The following is a 16,908-nucleotide window of genomic DNA, read 5'->3' on the forward strand; positions in this document are numbered from 1 at the left end:
TTTTTTAAACTGGCGTATTCCATATTCCAATAAAAAACAAGCATTATCTACATATGAAAGAGCAGGATTTATTTTATTTATTGGCATTGCAAAGAATAGAAGGTGTGGGCGACATAATGGCTAAAAAACTGCTGACTCATTTTGGAACTGCAGAAGCCGTTTTTAATACAAAAGCATCGCAACTTGCTGCTATTGATGGAGTAGGGTCTGTTTTGTTGAAAAATTTAAAAGACAAATCCGTTTTCGAAAAAGCAACTCAAGAACTGGAGTTTATAAAAGCGAATGAAATCAATGCGGTTTATTTTCAGGACGAAGACTACCCGGAACGTTTGAAACATTGTATTGACGGACCACTTTTATTATTCACATCGGGAAATATTAATTTAAAAAACAGAAGAATAATCAGCATTGTAGGAACGCGCCAAATTACCTCATACGGAACTGAATTTTGCAGAAAACTGATTGAAGATTTGGCTCCGCTAGATCCTATAATCGTGAGTGGTTTTGCTTATGGTGTTGATATTGTTGCGCATCAACTGGCAATGGAACATAATTTACAGACGATAGGAGTGGTGGCGCATGGTTTGAACCAAATTTACCCGAAAACCCATAAAAAATATGTGTCGAAAGTAGAGCAGAACGGTGGTTTCATGACCGAATTTTGGAGTTCTTCCAATCCAGATAAAGAAAATTTCGTAAAAAGAAACCGAATCGTCGCAGGAATGTCTGAAGCAACCATTGTAATTGAATCAGCAGATAGAGGCGGCTCGTTAATCACGGCAAACATGGCCAATGATTACAACCGTGATGTTTTTGCGGTTCCGGGGCGTGTTACGGATAAGTATAGTTTGGGTTGCAATAATCTAATAAAAACTCAAAAAGCAAATGTCTTGACCAGTGCTGCTGATTTGATTTATATTTTGAATTGGGATATCCAGAAGGAATCCAAACCCGTACAGAAACAACTCTTTGTTTCTCTCGATGATGACGAACAAAAAGTCTATGATTACCTCCTTAAAACTGGAAAAGAACTGATGGATATTATTGCTTTGCGCTGTGATTTTCCTATTTATAAAATCTCAGGAATGCTGTTGAATATGGAACTGAAAGGTGTGATTCGGCCTTTACCGGGAAAATTGTTTGAGGCGATTTAGATTTTAACACATAAGTCATTTAAGCTTTTGTGAAATAGTAATAAAACTATAAAAAACTTAAATGACTTATATGTTTAAAAAACTGATTTTTAAACCTCAAATCCCAATTTTTCTCTTACTCTGTTCAAAACACCATTGGCCACAGCCGAAGCTTTTCCTGCACCAATTTTTAAAAGTGCATCTACTTCAGGTAGGTTGTTCATGTAGTAATTGTATTTTTCTCTTTCGGTTTTGAAAGTTTCGCAAATCAATTCAAACAACGCTTGTTTGGCATGACCGTAACCATAATTTCCGCCAAGGTAATTGGCTTTCATCGCTGCGATTTGTTCTTCATTAGCTAGTAAAGCATAAATAGCAAAAGCATTGCACGTATCTGGATTTTTAGGTTCTTCCAGCGGTGTGCTGTCGGTTTCAATACTCATCACTTGTTTGCGTAATGATTTATCGTCCAGGAATATATTGATAATATTATTGGCTGATTTACTCATCTTACCGCCATTGGTTCCTGGAATCAGCATGCTGTCTTCCTGAATTTTGGCTTCGGGAAGTACGAACGTTTCTCCCATTTGGTGGTTGAAACGCGAAGCAACATCACGAGTGATTTCAAGGTGTTGCAATTGGTCTTTTCCTACGGGAACGAATTCTGCGTCGTATAATAAAATATCGGCTGCCATTAGCATTGGATACGAAAACAAACCAGCGTTAACATCTTCCAGTCTGTCGGATTTGTCTTTGAAAGAATGCGCTAATGTCAAGCGCTGAAAAGGAAAAAAACAACTCAAATACCACGATAATTCTGCTGTTTGCGGCACATCAGATTGTCTGTAGAAAACCACTTTGTCTACATTTAAACCACACGCCAACCACGCTGCAGCAGTACTGTAGGTATTGGTTCGTAAGGTTTCGCCGTTTTTTATTTGTGTTATCGAATGTAAATCAGCAATGAAAAGAAAAGATTCGTTTTCAGGTTTATTTGATAATGCTATTGCGGGAATGATTGCGCCAAGTAAGTTTCCTAAATGCGGTGTTCCGGTACTTTGAACGCCTGTAAGTATTTTTGCCATTATGATTTTTAACTTTTACCGCAAAGTTCGCAAAGTTTTTTATTTTTTACCGCAAATTCGCAAATTATAAAATCAACTTAATTTAAATTGTGTTGGTAGTTTTTTTAACCATATAAGTCATTTAAGTCTGTAAAACGTTGATGATTAAAAGAACGAGTTATAATTGACCGGTAACATAAAAACTTTGATGACTTACATGTTAAAAAACGCACGAATTTTTTTTGAGCATTATAACATCTGATTTCTTACTTTTGAACCTATGAGAGGATTAAAAATTATATTTTGGGTTTTGTGGCGCATCTGGTTTTACATTTTGATGACTATTCCCATAGTAGTGATGTTTCCTTTTCTGGTATTATCAATTTTGACGGAAAGCGGTTATCCTTATTTTTTTAAGATGGCTCGTATTTGGGCAAAATTTATTCTTTTTGGAATGGGATTTTATTACAAAATTGATAAAATTCAAGAAATGGAATATCAAAAAAGTTACATGATTGTTGCTAATCATACTTCTATGGTAGATATTATGCTGATGCTGGCTTTGACAAGAAATCCGTTTGTTTTTGTGGGAAAAAAAGAATTGTCAAAAATTCCTTTGTTCGGATTTTTCTATAAAAGGACTTGTATTTTAGTAGATAGGAATTCTTCAAAAAGCAGAATGGAAGTTTTTAACCGTGCTCAAAAAAGGATCAATCAAGGGTTGAGCATTTGTATTTTTCCCGAAGGCGGTGTTCCTGATGATGAATCTATAATTTTGGATACTTTTAAAGATGGTGCTTTCCGATTGGCGATAGAACATGAAATCCCAATTGTTCCCATTACTTTTGCTGACAATAAAAAAAGATTCTCGTACACGTTTCTCAGCGGAAGCCCGGGTTTATTGCGTGTAAAAATGCATTCACATATAGAAACTGCTGGTAAATCAAGTGTTGATCGTAAGGAAATTCGAGAAGAAGTGCGAGACATTATTTATACCCAATTAGTAGCTTTTGATGCTGAAATAATTAAAAGCTATAGCTAATTCCAGAATACAATCCCACAAACATCGGTTTGAAATTTCCCGAATTACCGGAAAATGTATTCAATTGGTATTTCAACATAGGTTCAAAATTAATTTGAAATGATTTTACAATTTGGTATCGAAAACCAACCCCTACATTGGTACTGAAATTAATTGAATTCAAATTATTGGCCTCTCCTAATGTTACATTCGTTTCCGTGGACACCAGCGAAATTTCATTCTGGTTGAGAAATAAAGTGCTTACACCTCCGATAAGGTTAATTCCAAATTTAGTATCCAAAACAGCATACGAAACTTCTAGTGGGACTTCATAATAACCCATTTTTTGATTGATAGCACCCGTATTTGTTTTCTGTAGGTTGATTTCAAATAAGGATAACATGCTTGAATTGGATTCATTTTTAATTTCGATTAACGCATTTGAAGTGTAATTGATATTTGCTAGGTTGTTATTTGACAAACCTGTCGAATAGGATACGTTATTAGTGTTGTAGCCTAGCGATAGCTTGCTTATTCCGCTTCGTAAGGTCACTTTTTTAGAAACAGCATAATTCACACCTACACCAAAACTTAAGCTGTTATCCGTCGTTTTTTGATTTTCTGAAAATTGTTGATCAATAGCTGAGCCACCTGAATTTGGATTCAGATATACAGCCGCTATGTTTGGCGTAATTTGCCATTTGTTTTTTGAGCTAATGACTACAGTTTTTTTATCGTTTTTAGTTTTAAGGATTTCATCTAATTCGTTTGGCGATTCAACTGTATTTGATGATTGTTCTTTAGCATCTGTCAGAGCAATTTTAGTGTTTTCAGTTTCGTTTAAACGTTTTTTTTCCAAGATTTGATCTGATGCATTATTCGTTTCAGCGATAATTATTTTATTTGAATGTTCCTTAGTGTTTGTTGTTTCTTGATTTACAGAAGGATAATTTTTTTGTAAATAAACAACAGCATTATTTTGATTTTTCTCTTTGTCTTTGTTCGAATTAAACTCGGATTGATTTGAGGATGTAAATTCTTTTCCATTTTTTTTGTCTGTTTTATTTTTGTTTACAACAAGTGGAATTTCTTTTTTATTATCCAATGAATTACTCTTTTTTTCAATAATTAAATCCTTACTTTCTATAGAATTTTTTAAAATTTTTGGCGATACAACAATGCCATTTTGAGTATTCGGATAGTTATCCAGAAGACTGTTCAAAGCAAATAAACCCAGAAGAAATGCGGCGGCAATTCCCGGAAATTTTATCCAAAATGGAATTATTTTTCGTTCTTTCTTTTCTTTTTTTAATTCTGTTTCAATGTTTTTCCAGACCTGTTCATTCGGAGTCATTTCAAAATCTTTGAACTGCTCTTGAAAAAATCGGTCTATGTTTTTTTTATCGTTCATTTTGCCAATGACTTTATTTTAATTCTTGTATATGCTTCTATTTTCTCTTTTAAGATCATCCTAGCCCTGGCTAGATTTGATTTTGTTGTTCCTGTTGCTATCGTAAGCATTTCTGCAATTTCCTTATGAGAGTAACCGTCTAGCACATAGAGATTGAAAACTAATCGGTATTGATCCGGTAATTCTTGAATGATTTGCATCAAATATTCAATTGGGATTTGGTCATCGTCAATTTCGACGTCTTCCTCTGGAATATTTTCATTAATTACTTCCATGTATCGAACTCCTTTGTATTTCTGTAGCGCATTATTGATCATTATTCTTTTGGCCCAACCTTCAAAAGAGCCTTTGCCACTAAATTGTTCAATTTTTCTGAAAACAATTAAAAATCCATCCTGTAAGTTGTCTTGGGCATCCTCATAACTACTGGAATACTTTAAGCATACCCCAAAAAACTTTTTAGAAAACAATTGATACAATTGTTCCTGAGCTTTAGGGTCATTTTTTTTACAGTCTGCAATTATTTGGTCTAATCCCACAGAATTTATTCTATTTTTTAGTTGTCTACTGGAACTTCTACTTCTTCAAAAAGGTCTTTGTCTGCGGCATCTTTTCCTTTATAAAATTTAAAAATATAGGAGCCGGTATTGGTTACATAAAATTTAAAAGAAACTTCTGAAAGTGCTGGAATTTGTTGTGTACAAACTTGGTTAGTATTCACAGCCGTTTGAATGGCGATGGTTCTTACATTCAAATTTTTATCATAATAAATCCCTTGAAATAAATGACATTCGGTAGGTCTTTGATATTTTAGTTTTATCTCATAGGTGTTTCCCAATATAAATTTTTCGGGTAACGTATAGCTATCTACAGGCAGTACTTCAAAGCTATAAGAATCTTGATTGTCGTTATCAACGGAGCATCCGGTCAAGGTTGTAATGAACAGAATAAAGAGGACGATTTTTTTCATTTCTTAATTTTTTAAATTTATACTAGTTAGCTTCATCATAAGATTACAGGCTGTTTTTTTTAAAAGATAAAAAATATAGCAAAAGGTTGCGTGTAAAAATGAAAAAACCCGTCTCGTTTTTTAGATGCGAGACGGGTTTTACTTATTATGCTTCAGCTAGTTCTTTTATTCTAGCTTTAATTTTTTCTTCTAATTCATCGGCTAATTCCGGATTGTCTTTGATTAAAGACTTAACAGCATCACGACCTTGTCCTAATTTAGTCTCTCCATAACTGAACCAAGATCCCGCTTTTTTGATGATTTCAAATTCTACAGCTAAATCTAGAATTTCTCCTGTTTTTGAAATTCCTTCACCATACATGATGTCAAATTCAGCGATTTTAAATGGTGGAGCCACTTTGTTTTTAACCACTTTTACTTTGGTTCTGTTACCAAGCACGTTATCACCATCTTTAATTTGTGTAGAACGACGAATGTCTAAACGAACCGAAGCGTAAAACTTCAATGCATTTCCTCCCGTTGTAGTTTCAGGATTTCCAAACATTACTCCAATTTTCTCTCTTAATTGATTAATAAAGAAAACGGTACAATGCGTTTTGCTGATAGTTCCTGTTAATTTACGCAGTGCTTGAGACATTAAACGGGCGTGTAATCCCATTTTAGAATCTCCCATTTCACCTTCAATTTCACTTTTTGGTGTCAAAGCCGCTACAGAGTCAATTACAACAATGTCAATAGCTCCGGAACGAATTAAGTTCTCAGCAATTTCTAAAGCTTGTTCTCCGTTGTCTGGTTGCGATATGATTAAGTTTTCGATATCTACGCCTAGTTTTTCAGCATAATTTCTATCGAAAGCGTGTTCTGCATCAATAAAAGCTGCAATTCCACCTGATTTTTGAGCTTCGGCGATAGCGTGAAGTGTCAATGTGGTTTTTCCAGAAGATTCCGGACCGTATATTTCAATAATTCTACCTCTTGGATAACCGCCAACTCCTAATGCTAAATCGATTCCTAAAGACCCTGAAGAAATAGTTTCTACTTCCTCAATGGCTTTGTCACCCATTTTCATTACTGTCCCTTTTCCGTAGGTTTTGTCTAGTTTGTCAAGCGTAAGTTGTAGCGCTTTTAATTTAGATTCTTTCTCTGTACTCATCTTCTCTTTTACCTTTTCTTTCATCTATTTGTATTATTTATAACTCTAAGAAACTGACAGAACGACTAATTATCCTGAGAATTTCATTTGTAAACTGAACATTTGTTTTGTAAAAATACTTCTTTTTTTAATTAAAAATTTCTCTTTAAAGAATATTTTAAATTAAATATTACAAGTCAGTTTTGCGTATTAAGTGAACAACGCTTTTAATTCGGTTGCGTCATGTGGATTCATTTTTCCGGCTAAAACTAAACTCAACTGTTTGCGTCTCAAGGCGGCTTCAAAACGTTGTTTTTCTAGTTCAGTTTCCGGAACAATTTGGGGAACTTCAACGGGTCTTCCGGTATCATCCACTGCTACAAAAGTGTAAATTGCTTCATTAGCTTTAGTTTTGTTACCAGATTCGCGGTCTTCGACCCATATGTCTATGTATATTTCCATCGAACTTTTGAAAGAGCGGGAAACTTTTGCTTCCACAGTAACTACACTTCCTAGTGGAATGGCTCTGTTGAACGCCACGTGATTTACGGATGCTGTTACCACAATTCTTCGGGAATGTCTGCGTGCTGCTATGCTTGCTGCGCGATCCATTCTGGCTAATAGTTCTCCTCCAAAAAGATTGTTCAAAGGATTGGTCTCGCTTGGCAAAACTAAATCGGTTAATGTTGTCAGGGATTCTGAAGGATGTTTTGGAGTCATTTTTTTTATATAAAAAGGAAATTGTTGTTATTCAAAATAGTAAGATGTAATTTTAATTTAACCAATAAACGGCCAGTATTGCTGGAATAAAATAGATGACAATTGTTCTGGCACCATCATAATCTTTGGCCAATCTTTGGCCAAAAAGCAACATCAACAAAGTGATACACGAGAAAACAGCACCGTAGAAACCAAATATTCTTCCGTTGTTTACTAGTAATTCGATGCAGCCTACCACACATAAAATACCGGATATTAATTCTAAAATTAAAATATTCAGTAATGCTAAAGGGACGCTATTTTTTAATGGCGTTTTTGCGAAATGACCTTTTAACCATTCCACATTATCTTTCCAATAAAAAAGTTTGTCGTAACCGGACTGTAGGAATGTGATAGCCAGGAAAATTAAAATTAAAATAGAAGTAATGTTGTTCATGTTTTTATTTTTTGTGAATTAATCGGGTTAGTTTTATGGATAAATCGGTGAGGATAATTTTAGCGTTTCCGTTGCGCTCAATGTGATACATGGCTTCTGAAAGTTCTTTGAAAATATCATTGATGTTATTGCCATTTACAAAAGGCGCAAAATTCTCCAATTTGAATTTTTCTACTTGCGGTTCCATGTAAACTAAACTTGGCGTTTGGTAATTCAGCAGCAATGCCTGGCGGAACATATCGATGCAAAAATGTAAAAATTTCTTTTGGGTTTCTCTCCCTAAACTGGCAATTTGCTCACTCCATTGTATCAAATCCTGAATAGCTGCGGCGTTTCCTTTAGCTCTAAAAGCTGCCCGAACCCAATCGACAAACCATTTTTCAAAAAAAACTGATTCGCTGTCCGGTTGGAGTAATTGCAAGGCTTTGTTGAAATTTCCTTGTGCCTGATGCGCTATTTTTACAGCGATTTTTGAATCTATATTTTCTTTTGAAACTAAGGCTTCTGCGATTACTTTATCGCTTAATCCATTAAAATGCAACACTTGGCAACGGGAACGAATCGTTTGAATAATATCTTCCTCATTTTCTGAAATCAGAATAAAAACCGTTCTGTCTGTAGGTTCTTCCAGTAATTTTAATAATTTATTGGATGCGGCGATATTCAGCTTATCGGCCATCCAGATAATCATTATTTTGTATCCGCCTTCGTAAGATTTTAAGGCAAGCAATTTTAAAATTTCTTGCGCATCATCAACTCTAATTTCGCCTTGTTTGTTTTTAACACCAAGCAATTGGTACCAATCAAACAAACTTCCGTATGGATTATGTTCTAAAAACTGTCGCCATTCTGAGATAAAATCAATACTTTTTGGTTTTGCTTTTACTTCTTCGGTACTTACCGTAGGATATATAAAATGCAAATCTGGATGTGAGGTTTTTTGAAACTTTAGGTTGCAAGCTTCGTTGGAGCCTGAGTTCTCAGAGTTTTGATTGCTACAAATGATGTATTGAGCATAAGCAATAGCAATGGGTAAAGTACCACTTCCTTCTGGACCAACAAACAGTTGGGCATGTGGAATTCTTCCTAAATCAGCACTTCTTGTCAAATGACTTTTAATGTGTTCTTGCCCTAAAATTTCTGAAAATTGCATAAAGCAAAGATAGCAGAAAATGGTTTAGTCTAAAATTTTAGGATGCAAAGTTTTGTTGTACGGATTTTCGAAATTTCAGTTAGATGAAGATGTATTTTAGATATTTAATTTAACATATTTCAGAATTAAAAACATTTTTAATAATAAAAAGTCACATTGTTTATTAATTTACATCGATTTCGTTACTAAAAACGAGGTTTATTTGAATTTATCAAATTTATTAATAGTCTAAAAGTTCTATATTTGTTATCATTTCACAAATAAACAAACTAAAAATAGACCTAATGAAAACTTTAAATGATTTTGATTTCAAAAATAAAAAAGCCATAATCCGCGTAGATTTCAATGTGCCTTTAGATGAAAATTTTAATGTAACTGATGCTACACGTATCGAAGCGGCAAAACCTACAATTGATGCTATTTTGGCTCAAGGCGGAAGCGTGATTTTGATGTCACATCTAGGAAGACCAAAAGGTGTTGAAGAAAAATATTCATTGAAACACATATTAAAAACGGCGTCAGATATTCTTGGAGTTCCGGTTCAGTTTGCTTCAAACTGTGTGGATTCAGAAGCTGCAACTGCTGCTGAAAAACTGCAAGCTGGAGAAGTTTTATTATTAGAGAATTTGCGTTTTCATAGCGAAGAAGAAGCTGGAGATGTCGCTTTTGCAAAAGAATTAGCTTCACTTGGGGATATTTATGTAAACGATGCTTTTGGAACCGCACACAGAGCACACGCTTCGACTACAATTATTGCTCAGTTTTTTCCAACTGAGAAATGTTTTGGATTGTTATTGGCTAAAGAAATAGAAAGCTTGAATAAGGTTTTGAAAAACAGCGAAAAACCAGTAACTGCAGTTCTTGGTGGATCTAAAGTTTCTTCTAAAATTACGGTTATCGAGAATATTTTGGACAAAGTAGACCATATGATTATTGGCGGAGGAATGACTTTTACTTTTGTAAAAGCATTAGGAGGTAAAATTGGAGATTCTATTTGCGAAGATGACAAACAAGAATTGGCGTTAGAAATTTTGCGTTTGGCTAAAGAAAAAGGAGTTCAAATTCACATTCCAGTTGATGTTGTTGCTGCAAACGATTTTTCAAACTCAGCCGAAACTCAAATTGTTGATGTAAAAGAAATTCCTGACGGTTGGCAAGGTTTGGACGCAGGTCCAAAATCATTGGAAAACTTCAAAAAAGTAATTATGGATTCTAAAACTATCCTTTGGAATGGACCATTAGGTGTTTTTGAAATGGAAAATTTTGCTAACGGAACTATAGCTTTGGGTAACTTTATTGCAGAATCTACTGCAAATGGAGCGTTCTCTCTTGTAGGTGGAGGTGATTCAGTAGCCGCAGTAAAACAATTTGGTTTGGAAGACAAAATGAGTTACGTATCAACAGGTGGTGGCGCCATGCTAGAAATGCTTGAAGGTAGAACTTTGCCTGGAATAGCTGCTATTTTAGACTAATGCAGTTGTTGAAAAACAAATACTAACGGTTAGGTTTTAATTGTTTTAAATTAAAAACTCACTGTCCAAATACAATGAAAACCTTTGCAATAAAATAATTATTGCTGAGGTTTTTTATTTTAGATTAAAATTCATTCATTTTTTTTAAATCATTAAAATTGTCAAATCCGGTGAAAATTCTTTACAAAATAAGCAAAAAATGCATTTTTAACAATATTTAAAGAATTTTTTAGTTTAAACCTATTAAGTTTGTGAAAACAAGCTTTGTAATCATTTGTAATATAGGTCTTTGATCGTAAAAATATGAATATAAAAAATACCACCCTATCCTTTTTTCTATTAGCATCCGTGCATTTATTTTCGCAAGAAACAGTTGTAAATAAAGACGTTGTACGAGTAGAAACAAAATTATCCTATTTAGATTCCATCAAGAAAACTTTCGTAAAAGATGACTTAGCATCTTGTGTGGACAGTTTGTGGATGAAAGAATTGACAAATCTGGATTTATACAACAATTTGACCGATGATATTAAGAATATTAATATTGACCAAATAGTTGATTATGAATTGCCAACTGCACTTTTGAAAGAAAGATTAGCAGCAATGGATGCAAAATCACCTTTCAATATCGAATACAATCAAGGTTTAGAAAACATTATTAAATCATTTCTTAAGAACAGAAAAAAATCATTTGAGCGTTTGATGGGCACATCAGAATATTATTTTCCTCTTTTTGAAGAAGCTTTGGCCAAACAAAACGTTCCTTTAGAGATAAAATATCTGGCAGTTGTAGAGTCAGCATTGAACCCAAAAGCAGTTTCAAAAATGGGCGCAACCGGATTGTGGCAATTTATGTATCAAACGGGAAAACAATACGGGCTAAAAATCGATTCTTATGTAGATGAACGAAGCGATCCTTTGAAATCTAGTGAAGCGGCAGCCCAATACATGACAAATATGTATAAAATTTTTGGAGATTGGGATTTAGTTTTGGCGTCTTATAATTCTGGTCCGGGGAATGTTGCAAAAGCCATTAGACGTTCTGGAGGGCAACAAAACTATTGGAACATCAGAAAAAATCTTCCTAAAGAAACACAAGGATACGTACCTGCTTTTCTTGCTACAATGTACATTTATGAATACCATAAAGAACATGGAATAGTTCCTAACAGAGCATCTGTTAAACATTTTGCAACGGATACTATTATGATTAAGAAGCAAATGACGTTTAAGCAAATATCTGATTTACTGGATGTTCCAGTTGCACAATTACAGTTATTAAATCCGTCATACAAGTTAAATGTGATTCCGTTTTATCATGATCAAAACCATTATTTGAGATTACCACAAGAAAAAATAGCCGTTTTTGCGTCTAATGAAGCTCAGATTTATGCTTATACTCAATATGATTCAGACAAACGTGAAAAACCATTTCAGATTGAAAAAGCTTTAACTGTAAAGGACACGGCTAATTATACGATTCATAAGATTTCACTGCCTAAAACAACGTATTATAAAGTAAAGCGTGGAGATAATCTGAGTATGATTGCTAATAAATATGACGTTGATGTTTCAGACATAAAAAAATGGAATAAGCTTAAAAGCAACACTGTGGCTTATGGAAAAAGTTTAAAAATAGTGATTGGTACTGATTTTACAACTCTTAAGAAGGAGCCTAAAATGGAATTAGTTTCATCAGATAAAAATTCGAGCAATCAAAGAATAGTTGCTTCTGAAGCAAAAGCTAATAAGGATGAAAAAACTAAAAAAGCAACACAACAAGAATCAATAGTATCTATTACTTCTACATTATATGTGGTTCAAAAAGGAGATAACTTAGGAAGCATTGCTAAGAAATATGATGTTACCATTGCCGAAATCCAAGAATGGAATCACCTTACAAGTGATAACGTGCAATTAGGAGCTTCGTTGCAAGTTGTAAAAAAAGAGTCTGACCGTAAAGAAGAATTAGTTTCCGCTCCAGAGCGAAAAGATATTGAATATGTTGTCTTGCAAGGAGATAATTTAGGGAATATTGCTAAGAAATTTGGGGTTTCATTGTCGGATTTAAAACAATGGAATAATTTACAAAACAATACCATTGGCGAAGGCGCAACTTTGATTGTGGCTAAAGATGAAATTGTGATTAATACTAACAAAGCAACAGTTAGTTCATTTAAGAAAAAAACTACTACTATTGAGTCTTCTAAGAAAGAGGCGATTAATTACTATGTCAAGAAAGGAGACTCCTTATATAGTATTTCTAAAAAATATCCAGGAGTAACCATTTCTGATTTAAAAAAATGGAACGGTATTCGCAATGAAGAACTCAAGCCCGGAATGAAGCTAAAAATAAACGGATAATACGATAAACTTCTATAAATTTGGGTTTTATTTTATAATTGAATAGTAATGAATAAAACCCATTTTTTATTTCTTCTAATTTCTCTAATGTTGTTTTCTTGTAAAAAAGAAAATGAATTTTTGCCGCGAAAAACTTCGGGGAAAATCAATACTATTTCAGTTATTATTGAAGATCAGTTATGGAATGGTGATGTAGGAGACAGTATTCGAAATAAATTTGCTTCTCCGGTAATTGGATTGCCACAAGAAGAACCATTATTCAACATCAATCAATATCCAGTTAAGCTTTTAGAAGGGTTCATGACTGATACCAGAGCGATTATTGTGGTAAAGAAAGGGGAAATAAATAAATTTGAGATTGTTAAAAATCAATATGCGTCTCCTCAGAATGTATTTCATATTTCTGGCAAAACAAGCGCGGATATTATCGCATGCATTGAAAAAAATGCACCCAAAATGATTCAGCTGATCAAGGAAGCAGAAATAGCAGAAACCCAGAAAATCATTGGTCAATCCTTCATTGAACCCAAAGTAATTTCGAATAAATTCCACATCACATTGCAGGTTCCTTCTGGATATGCATACATGCTTCACAAAAGCAATTTTATGTGGTTAAAAAAGGAAATTATCGGCGGTAACACCAGTCTTTTACTTTATCAAGTTCCTTTAAACACGATAAAAAAAGAGGGAGATTTAATCTCCAGCATTATTAAAATGAGAGATTCTATTGGGAAATTATACATTAGCGGAACCGAGACGAGTACGTTTATGATAACAGAAGAGGCATACGCGCCTTACCTTTTTAAGATTACTCTTGATGATAAAGAAACTTATGAAACGAAGGGAACTTGGGAGTTAAATAATGATTTTATGTCGGGGCCATTTATTAATTACGCCATTATCGACAAGGAATACAATCGAATCCTGGTTTTAGAAGGGTTTTGTTATGCTCCATCCAAAGAAAAACGCGATCTCATGCACGAATTAGAATCTATTATTAAATCAGTAGATGTATTGAAAAGGTAATCTTATTTTCTTTTATTTGTACAATATATAAATCATAAAAACAGGCACGATGTTACAATGGAAAATTAAGGCGTTTGACGCACTAACCGTTCACGAACTATATGATTTGTTGCAATTAAGAAGTGAGATCTTTGTAGTGGAACAAAATTGCGTTTATCTTGATCTTGACGGGAAAGATAAAGTAGCTTTACATCTTATAGGCGAATTTGAAGGTAAAATTGTGGCTCACTCCAGATTATTCAAGCCCGGAATCAGTTTTGAATATGCTTCTATAGGAAGGGTTACAGTAGATGCTAATTATCGTGACAGAAAATGGGGACATGACTTAATGCGAGAATCAATTGCTGGAATTGCTTTGCATTTTGGCGAAAGCAAAATCACTATTGGAGCACAGTTGTATCTGAAAAAATTCTATGAAAGTCATGGATTCGTGCAAACTAGCGAAATGTATCTGGAAGATGATATTCCGCATATTGAGATGAAAAGAGAGTAATTAAATTTTCACTATAAGAAACTCGACTCTTCGGTCAAGTGCTTCTCCCAAACCAGTAGGGAATTTGTTTCCGCAACCTATATATTTCATCCTAAGGCTGTTTATTCCTTTAGAGATGAGGTATTTGTATACGTTTTTAGCCCGATTCAAAGAAAGTTTTCTTTCGTGAGTGTCTTTATCGATGGCATCATCGTAATAGCTTGGAGTGCAACATACATGACCTTTAATCTCGAATTGTATGTTCTTTTGTTTTTGCAAAATTATTAAAATTTTATCCAATTCCATTTTGGATTGCTCTGTTAATTTGCTGCTTCCTAAAGGAAATAAAATAGTTTCTAGATATACTCTATCACCTACTTTATGATTGTCCTGAAAAGAGTTGTAAATTCCTTTTCCGAAACTGTTTTTCTTTACAATCAGTAAATCTACACGTCTGTTTTTAGAACGGGTTTCATTTAAATTTTTAAAAGCATCATTTGTTAAAATAACCCGGCCTTTACCCTCGATAATAACAATTTTGTTTTTATTAAAACCATTTGAAGTCAGGATATCTTGAACCGTTTTAACTCTATTGTTAGATAATTTATAGTTGTAGTCATTATCGCCTCTGTCGTCACAATAGCCATAAATCTGTATGGATTCGACATTTGTAGTATCGACTGTTTTTATAAAATTGACTATAATTTGTATTTGATGCTTATCAAGTTTAGATTTATCAAATCCAAAATATACGGTTTCTGCTTTTTTAGTTTGAGCGGATAAATAACAGAAAAAAAGTAAAAACAGTAGACTAAATAAGTTTTTCATTATTGTTTTAAAATAGTCTTATACTCTAAGTTATTACTCAAAATACTCACTGATTTCTTTATTTCTGAATTGTTTTTAGTGTAATACTGATACAATCCTTCTTGATATTGATAGCGTTTAATGATTTCATCTACCATTAGATTTTTAATTTCCTTTTGGTTTTTATCCAATAAAGCATTTTCGCTTTTCTGAAGTGCGGTCAGCAATTGTTGATATTCAGCCAAAATGGATTCGTCTAATTTTTCTTTTTTGGCTACAGCCAAAGTGTTTTTCAAAGCCAATTCTGTTTCTGTATCAAAAGAAAATTTCTGTACTTTCAAGAACTGTTTAAAATCGGAATAATCAGCATCAGAAATAACAGGAATCTGATTTCCTAAATTTGGGTTTTTATAGTAATAATTTGTGACGTAGTTGAAAATCCCATCGTTGCGAAGCAAAGCATCAGTTATTGGGCTTAACTTTGTTTCTTCAAGTTCCACATCAGGTTGAATTCCTCCGCCATCATAAACGGTTCTACCTTTTCGAGTTTTAAAAGCATTAAAATTCTTCTCTTCTGTTTTTATCGCTTTTCCATTTTTGTCTTTTCGAGAGTAATCTAATGCTTGAATGCATCTTCCGGAAGGTGTATAATAGCGCGAAATAGTAACTTTTAGTTGCGTTCCGTAGGTTAAATCTACGGGTCTTTGTACGAGACCTTTCCCAAAACTACGGCTACCTACTACCACAGCTCGATCTAAATCCTGAAGTGCTCCAGCGACAATTTCAGATGCAGATGCGCTTCTGCCGTTTACAAGAATAATCAAAGGTATTTCAGTGTCTACAGGATCTTTAGTTGTTTTATAGGTGCTGTTGTGTTTTTCTATTTTTGATTTTGTAGTAACAATAATCTCGTTTTTTGGAACAAAGAGATTACAAATATTCACGGCCTCATTCAAGAGTCCGCCCGGATTATCTCTTACATCCAGAATAATGCGTTCTGCACCGTCTTTTTTTAATTGTTCTAGCGCTTCTTTAGTCTCAAAGGATGCTTTTTTGTTAAAATGTGACAAAACAATATATCCGGTTTTGTCGTCTATTTTTGCAAAAAAGGGAACCGATTTAATTTCTACTTCGTCTAGAATAATTTGAGTAGTGTTCACTTTCCCTTGTCGTATGTACTTAATATTGATTTTAGTATTTTTAGTACCTTTAAGAAGCTGAGAAGCATCTTCTTTGAAATCAGATAATAATACATCACCTATTTGAGTAATTTCATCCCCCGCTTTAAGACCCGCTTTATCTGCAGGAAAGTTTCTATAGGCCTCCTTAACGATAAGTTTATCTTCTTTTCGAGTCAATAAAGCGCCTATTCCGGTATATTCTCCAGTGTTGTTTATCTTAAATCGTACTACATCCTGCTCGTTAAAATATACAGTGTAAGGGTCTAAATTAGCTAACATTCCTTTGATGGCTTTATCCATTAATTCCCCGGGATTAGTTTCATCGACATAGTTTCGGTTCAATTCCTTAAAAAGTGTGGTGAATATCTCGATTTGCTTGGCAATTTCGAAAAAATCGTCTTTAAAACTGGTTCCAATAAACAAAAATGCCGAAGCGACTACAGGAATTATGAATTTTTTTTTGAAGAAGTTCATAGGTTTATTTAACTAAATTTAAGTTCACTAAATTAACAATAAATCACCAAATAATGGTGTACTAAGAAACCT

At 33.8% G+C, this 16,908-nt stretch carries 16 protein-coding genes; 6 read left to right on the forward strand and 10 right to left on the reverse strand.

Translation table 11 applies throughout. The features are described from left to right. The first annotated feature begins 53 nt into the window (after window positions 1-53). Complete coding sequence (dprA, locus tag DFR66_RS05205) at window positions 54-1,154, forward strand: DNA-processing protein DprA (protein WP_114753788.1); 1,101 nt, start codon at window positions 54-56, stop codon at window positions 1,152-1,154. A gap of 89 nt (window positions 1,155-1,243) precedes the next feature. On the opposite strand, the gene trpS is transcribed toward dprA, so the two are convergent. Continuing rightward, window positions 1,244-2,218, reverse strand: a complete 975-nt coding sequence (gene trpS, locus DFR66_RS05210) for a tryptophan--tRNA ligase (protein ID WP_114753789.1) — start codon at window positions 2,216-2,218, stop codon at window positions 1,244-1,246. Window positions 2,219-2,477: 259 nt separating this feature from the next. Between trpS and DFR66_RS05215 the strand changes: the two genes are divergently transcribed. After that, window positions 2,478-3,239, forward strand: a complete 762-nt coding sequence (locus DFR66_RS05215; protein ID WP_114753790.1) for a lysophospholipid acyltransferase family protein — start codon at window positions 2,478-2,480, stop codon at window positions 3,237-3,239. Here DFR66_RS05215 and DFR66_RS05220 read toward each other — a convergent pair. From DFR66_RS05220 to DFR66_RS05250, 7 genes are all read right to left on the reverse strand, one after another. Beyond that, a complete protein-coding gene (locus DFR66_RS05220) occupies window positions 3,223-4,629 on the reverse strand; it encodes a hypothetical protein (RefSeq protein ID WP_114753791.1) in 1,407 nt (468 codons plus the stop codon). The two genes, DFR66_RS05215 and DFR66_RS05220, sit on opposite strands and share 17 nt — an antisense overlap. Next, window positions 4,626-5,168, reverse strand: a complete 543-nt coding sequence (locus tag DFR66_RS05225) for an RNA polymerase sigma factor (RefSeq protein WP_114753792.1) — start codon at window positions 5,166-5,168, stop codon at window positions 4,626-4,628. The genes DFR66_RS05220 and DFR66_RS05225 overlap by 4 nt, the downstream gene beginning before the upstream one ends. A 17-nt stretch (window positions 5,169-5,185) precedes the next feature. Next, window positions 5,186-5,599 carry a membrane lipoprotein lipid attachment site-containing protein gene (locus tag DFR66_RS05230; RefSeq protein ID WP_146841095.1) on the reverse strand — a complete coding sequence of 138 codons (414 nt, stop codon included), beginning with the start codon at window positions 5,597-5,599 and terminating at the stop codon, window positions 5,186-5,188. 145 nt (window positions 5,600-5,744) lie between these two features. After that, window positions 5,745-6,752 carry a recombinase RecA gene (gene recA / locus DFR66_RS05235; RefSeq protein WP_114753907.1) on the reverse strand — a complete coding sequence of 336 codons (1,008 nt, stop codon included), beginning with the start codon at window positions 6,750-6,752 and terminating at the stop codon, window positions 5,745-5,747. Between the two features lie 189 nt (window positions 6,753-6,941). After that, window positions 6,942-7,451, reverse strand: a complete 510-nt coding sequence (locus DFR66_RS05240; RefSeq protein WP_114753794.1) for an acyl-CoA thioesterase — start codon at window positions 7,449-7,451, stop codon at window positions 6,942-6,944. Between the two features lie 52 nt (window positions 7,452-7,503). Continuing rightward, window positions 7,504-7,887 carry a DoxX family membrane protein gene (locus tag DFR66_RS05245; protein ID WP_114753795.1) on the reverse strand — a complete coding sequence of 128 codons (384 nt, stop codon included), beginning with the start codon at window positions 7,885-7,887 and terminating at the stop codon, window positions 7,504-7,506. A gap of 4 nt (window positions 7,888-7,891) precedes the next feature. Continuing rightward, window positions 7,892-9,040 carry a DNA polymerase III subunit gene (locus DFR66_RS05250; RefSeq protein ID WP_114753796.1) on the reverse strand — a complete coding sequence of 383 codons (1,149 nt, stop codon included), beginning with the start codon at window positions 9,038-9,040 and terminating at the stop codon, window positions 7,892-7,894. A gap of 284 nt (window positions 9,041-9,324) precedes the next feature. On the opposite strand from DFR66_RS05250, the gene DFR66_RS05255 reads away from it, so the two are divergent. The 4 genes from DFR66_RS05255 (at window position 9,325) to DFR66_RS05270 (ending at window position 14,395) form a co-directional block, all read left to right on the forward strand. Further along, window positions 9,325-10,512 (forward strand): phosphoglycerate kinase, encoded by a 1,188-nt coding sequence (locus DFR66_RS05255; RefSeq protein ID WP_114753797.1) that lies wholly within the window; start codon window positions 9,325-9,327, stop codon window positions 10,510-10,512. A 303-nt stretch (window positions 10,513-10,815) separates the two neighbouring features. Then, window positions 10,816-12,876, forward strand: a complete 2,061-nt coding sequence (locus tag DFR66_RS05260) for a LysM peptidoglycan-binding domain-containing protein (RefSeq protein WP_114753798.1) — start codon at window positions 10,816-10,818, stop codon at window positions 12,874-12,876. A gap of 48 nt (window positions 12,877-12,924) precedes the next feature. Beyond that, complete coding sequence (locus tag DFR66_RS05265; protein WP_114753799.1) at window positions 12,925-13,902, forward strand: DUF4837 family protein; 978 nt, start codon at window positions 12,925-12,927, stop codon at window positions 13,900-13,902. Between the two features lie 49 nt (window positions 13,903-13,951). Next, a complete protein-coding gene (locus DFR66_RS05270; RefSeq protein ID WP_114753800.1) occupies window positions 13,952-14,395 on the forward strand; it encodes a GNAT family N-acetyltransferase in 444 nt (147 codons plus the stop codon). Here DFR66_RS05270 and DFR66_RS05275 read toward each other — a convergent pair whose 3' ends face one another. Together DFR66_RS05275 and DFR66_RS05280 are read right to left on the reverse strand one after the other, a co-directional pair. Beyond that, entirely contained in the window at window positions 14,396-15,202 is an 807-nt protein-coding gene (locus tag DFR66_RS05275; RefSeq protein WP_114753801.1) for an OmpA family protein, read from the reverse strand. Then, the gene (locus DFR66_RS05280) at window positions 15,202-16,836 is read right to left on the reverse strand and encodes a S41 family peptidase (RefSeq protein WP_114753802.1); all 1,635 of its coding nucleotides are present in this window, start codon (window positions 16,834-16,836) and stop codon (window positions 15,202-15,204) included. The genes DFR66_RS05275 and DFR66_RS05280 overlap by 1 nt, the downstream gene beginning before the upstream one ends. Window positions 16,837-16,908 lie beyond the last annotated feature (72 nt).

It is taken from the genome of Flavobacterium glaciei (genome assembly GCF_003350545.1).
GTDB lineage: Bacteria > Bacteroidota > Bacteroidia > Flavobacteriales > Flavobacteriaceae > Flavobacterium > Flavobacterium glaciei.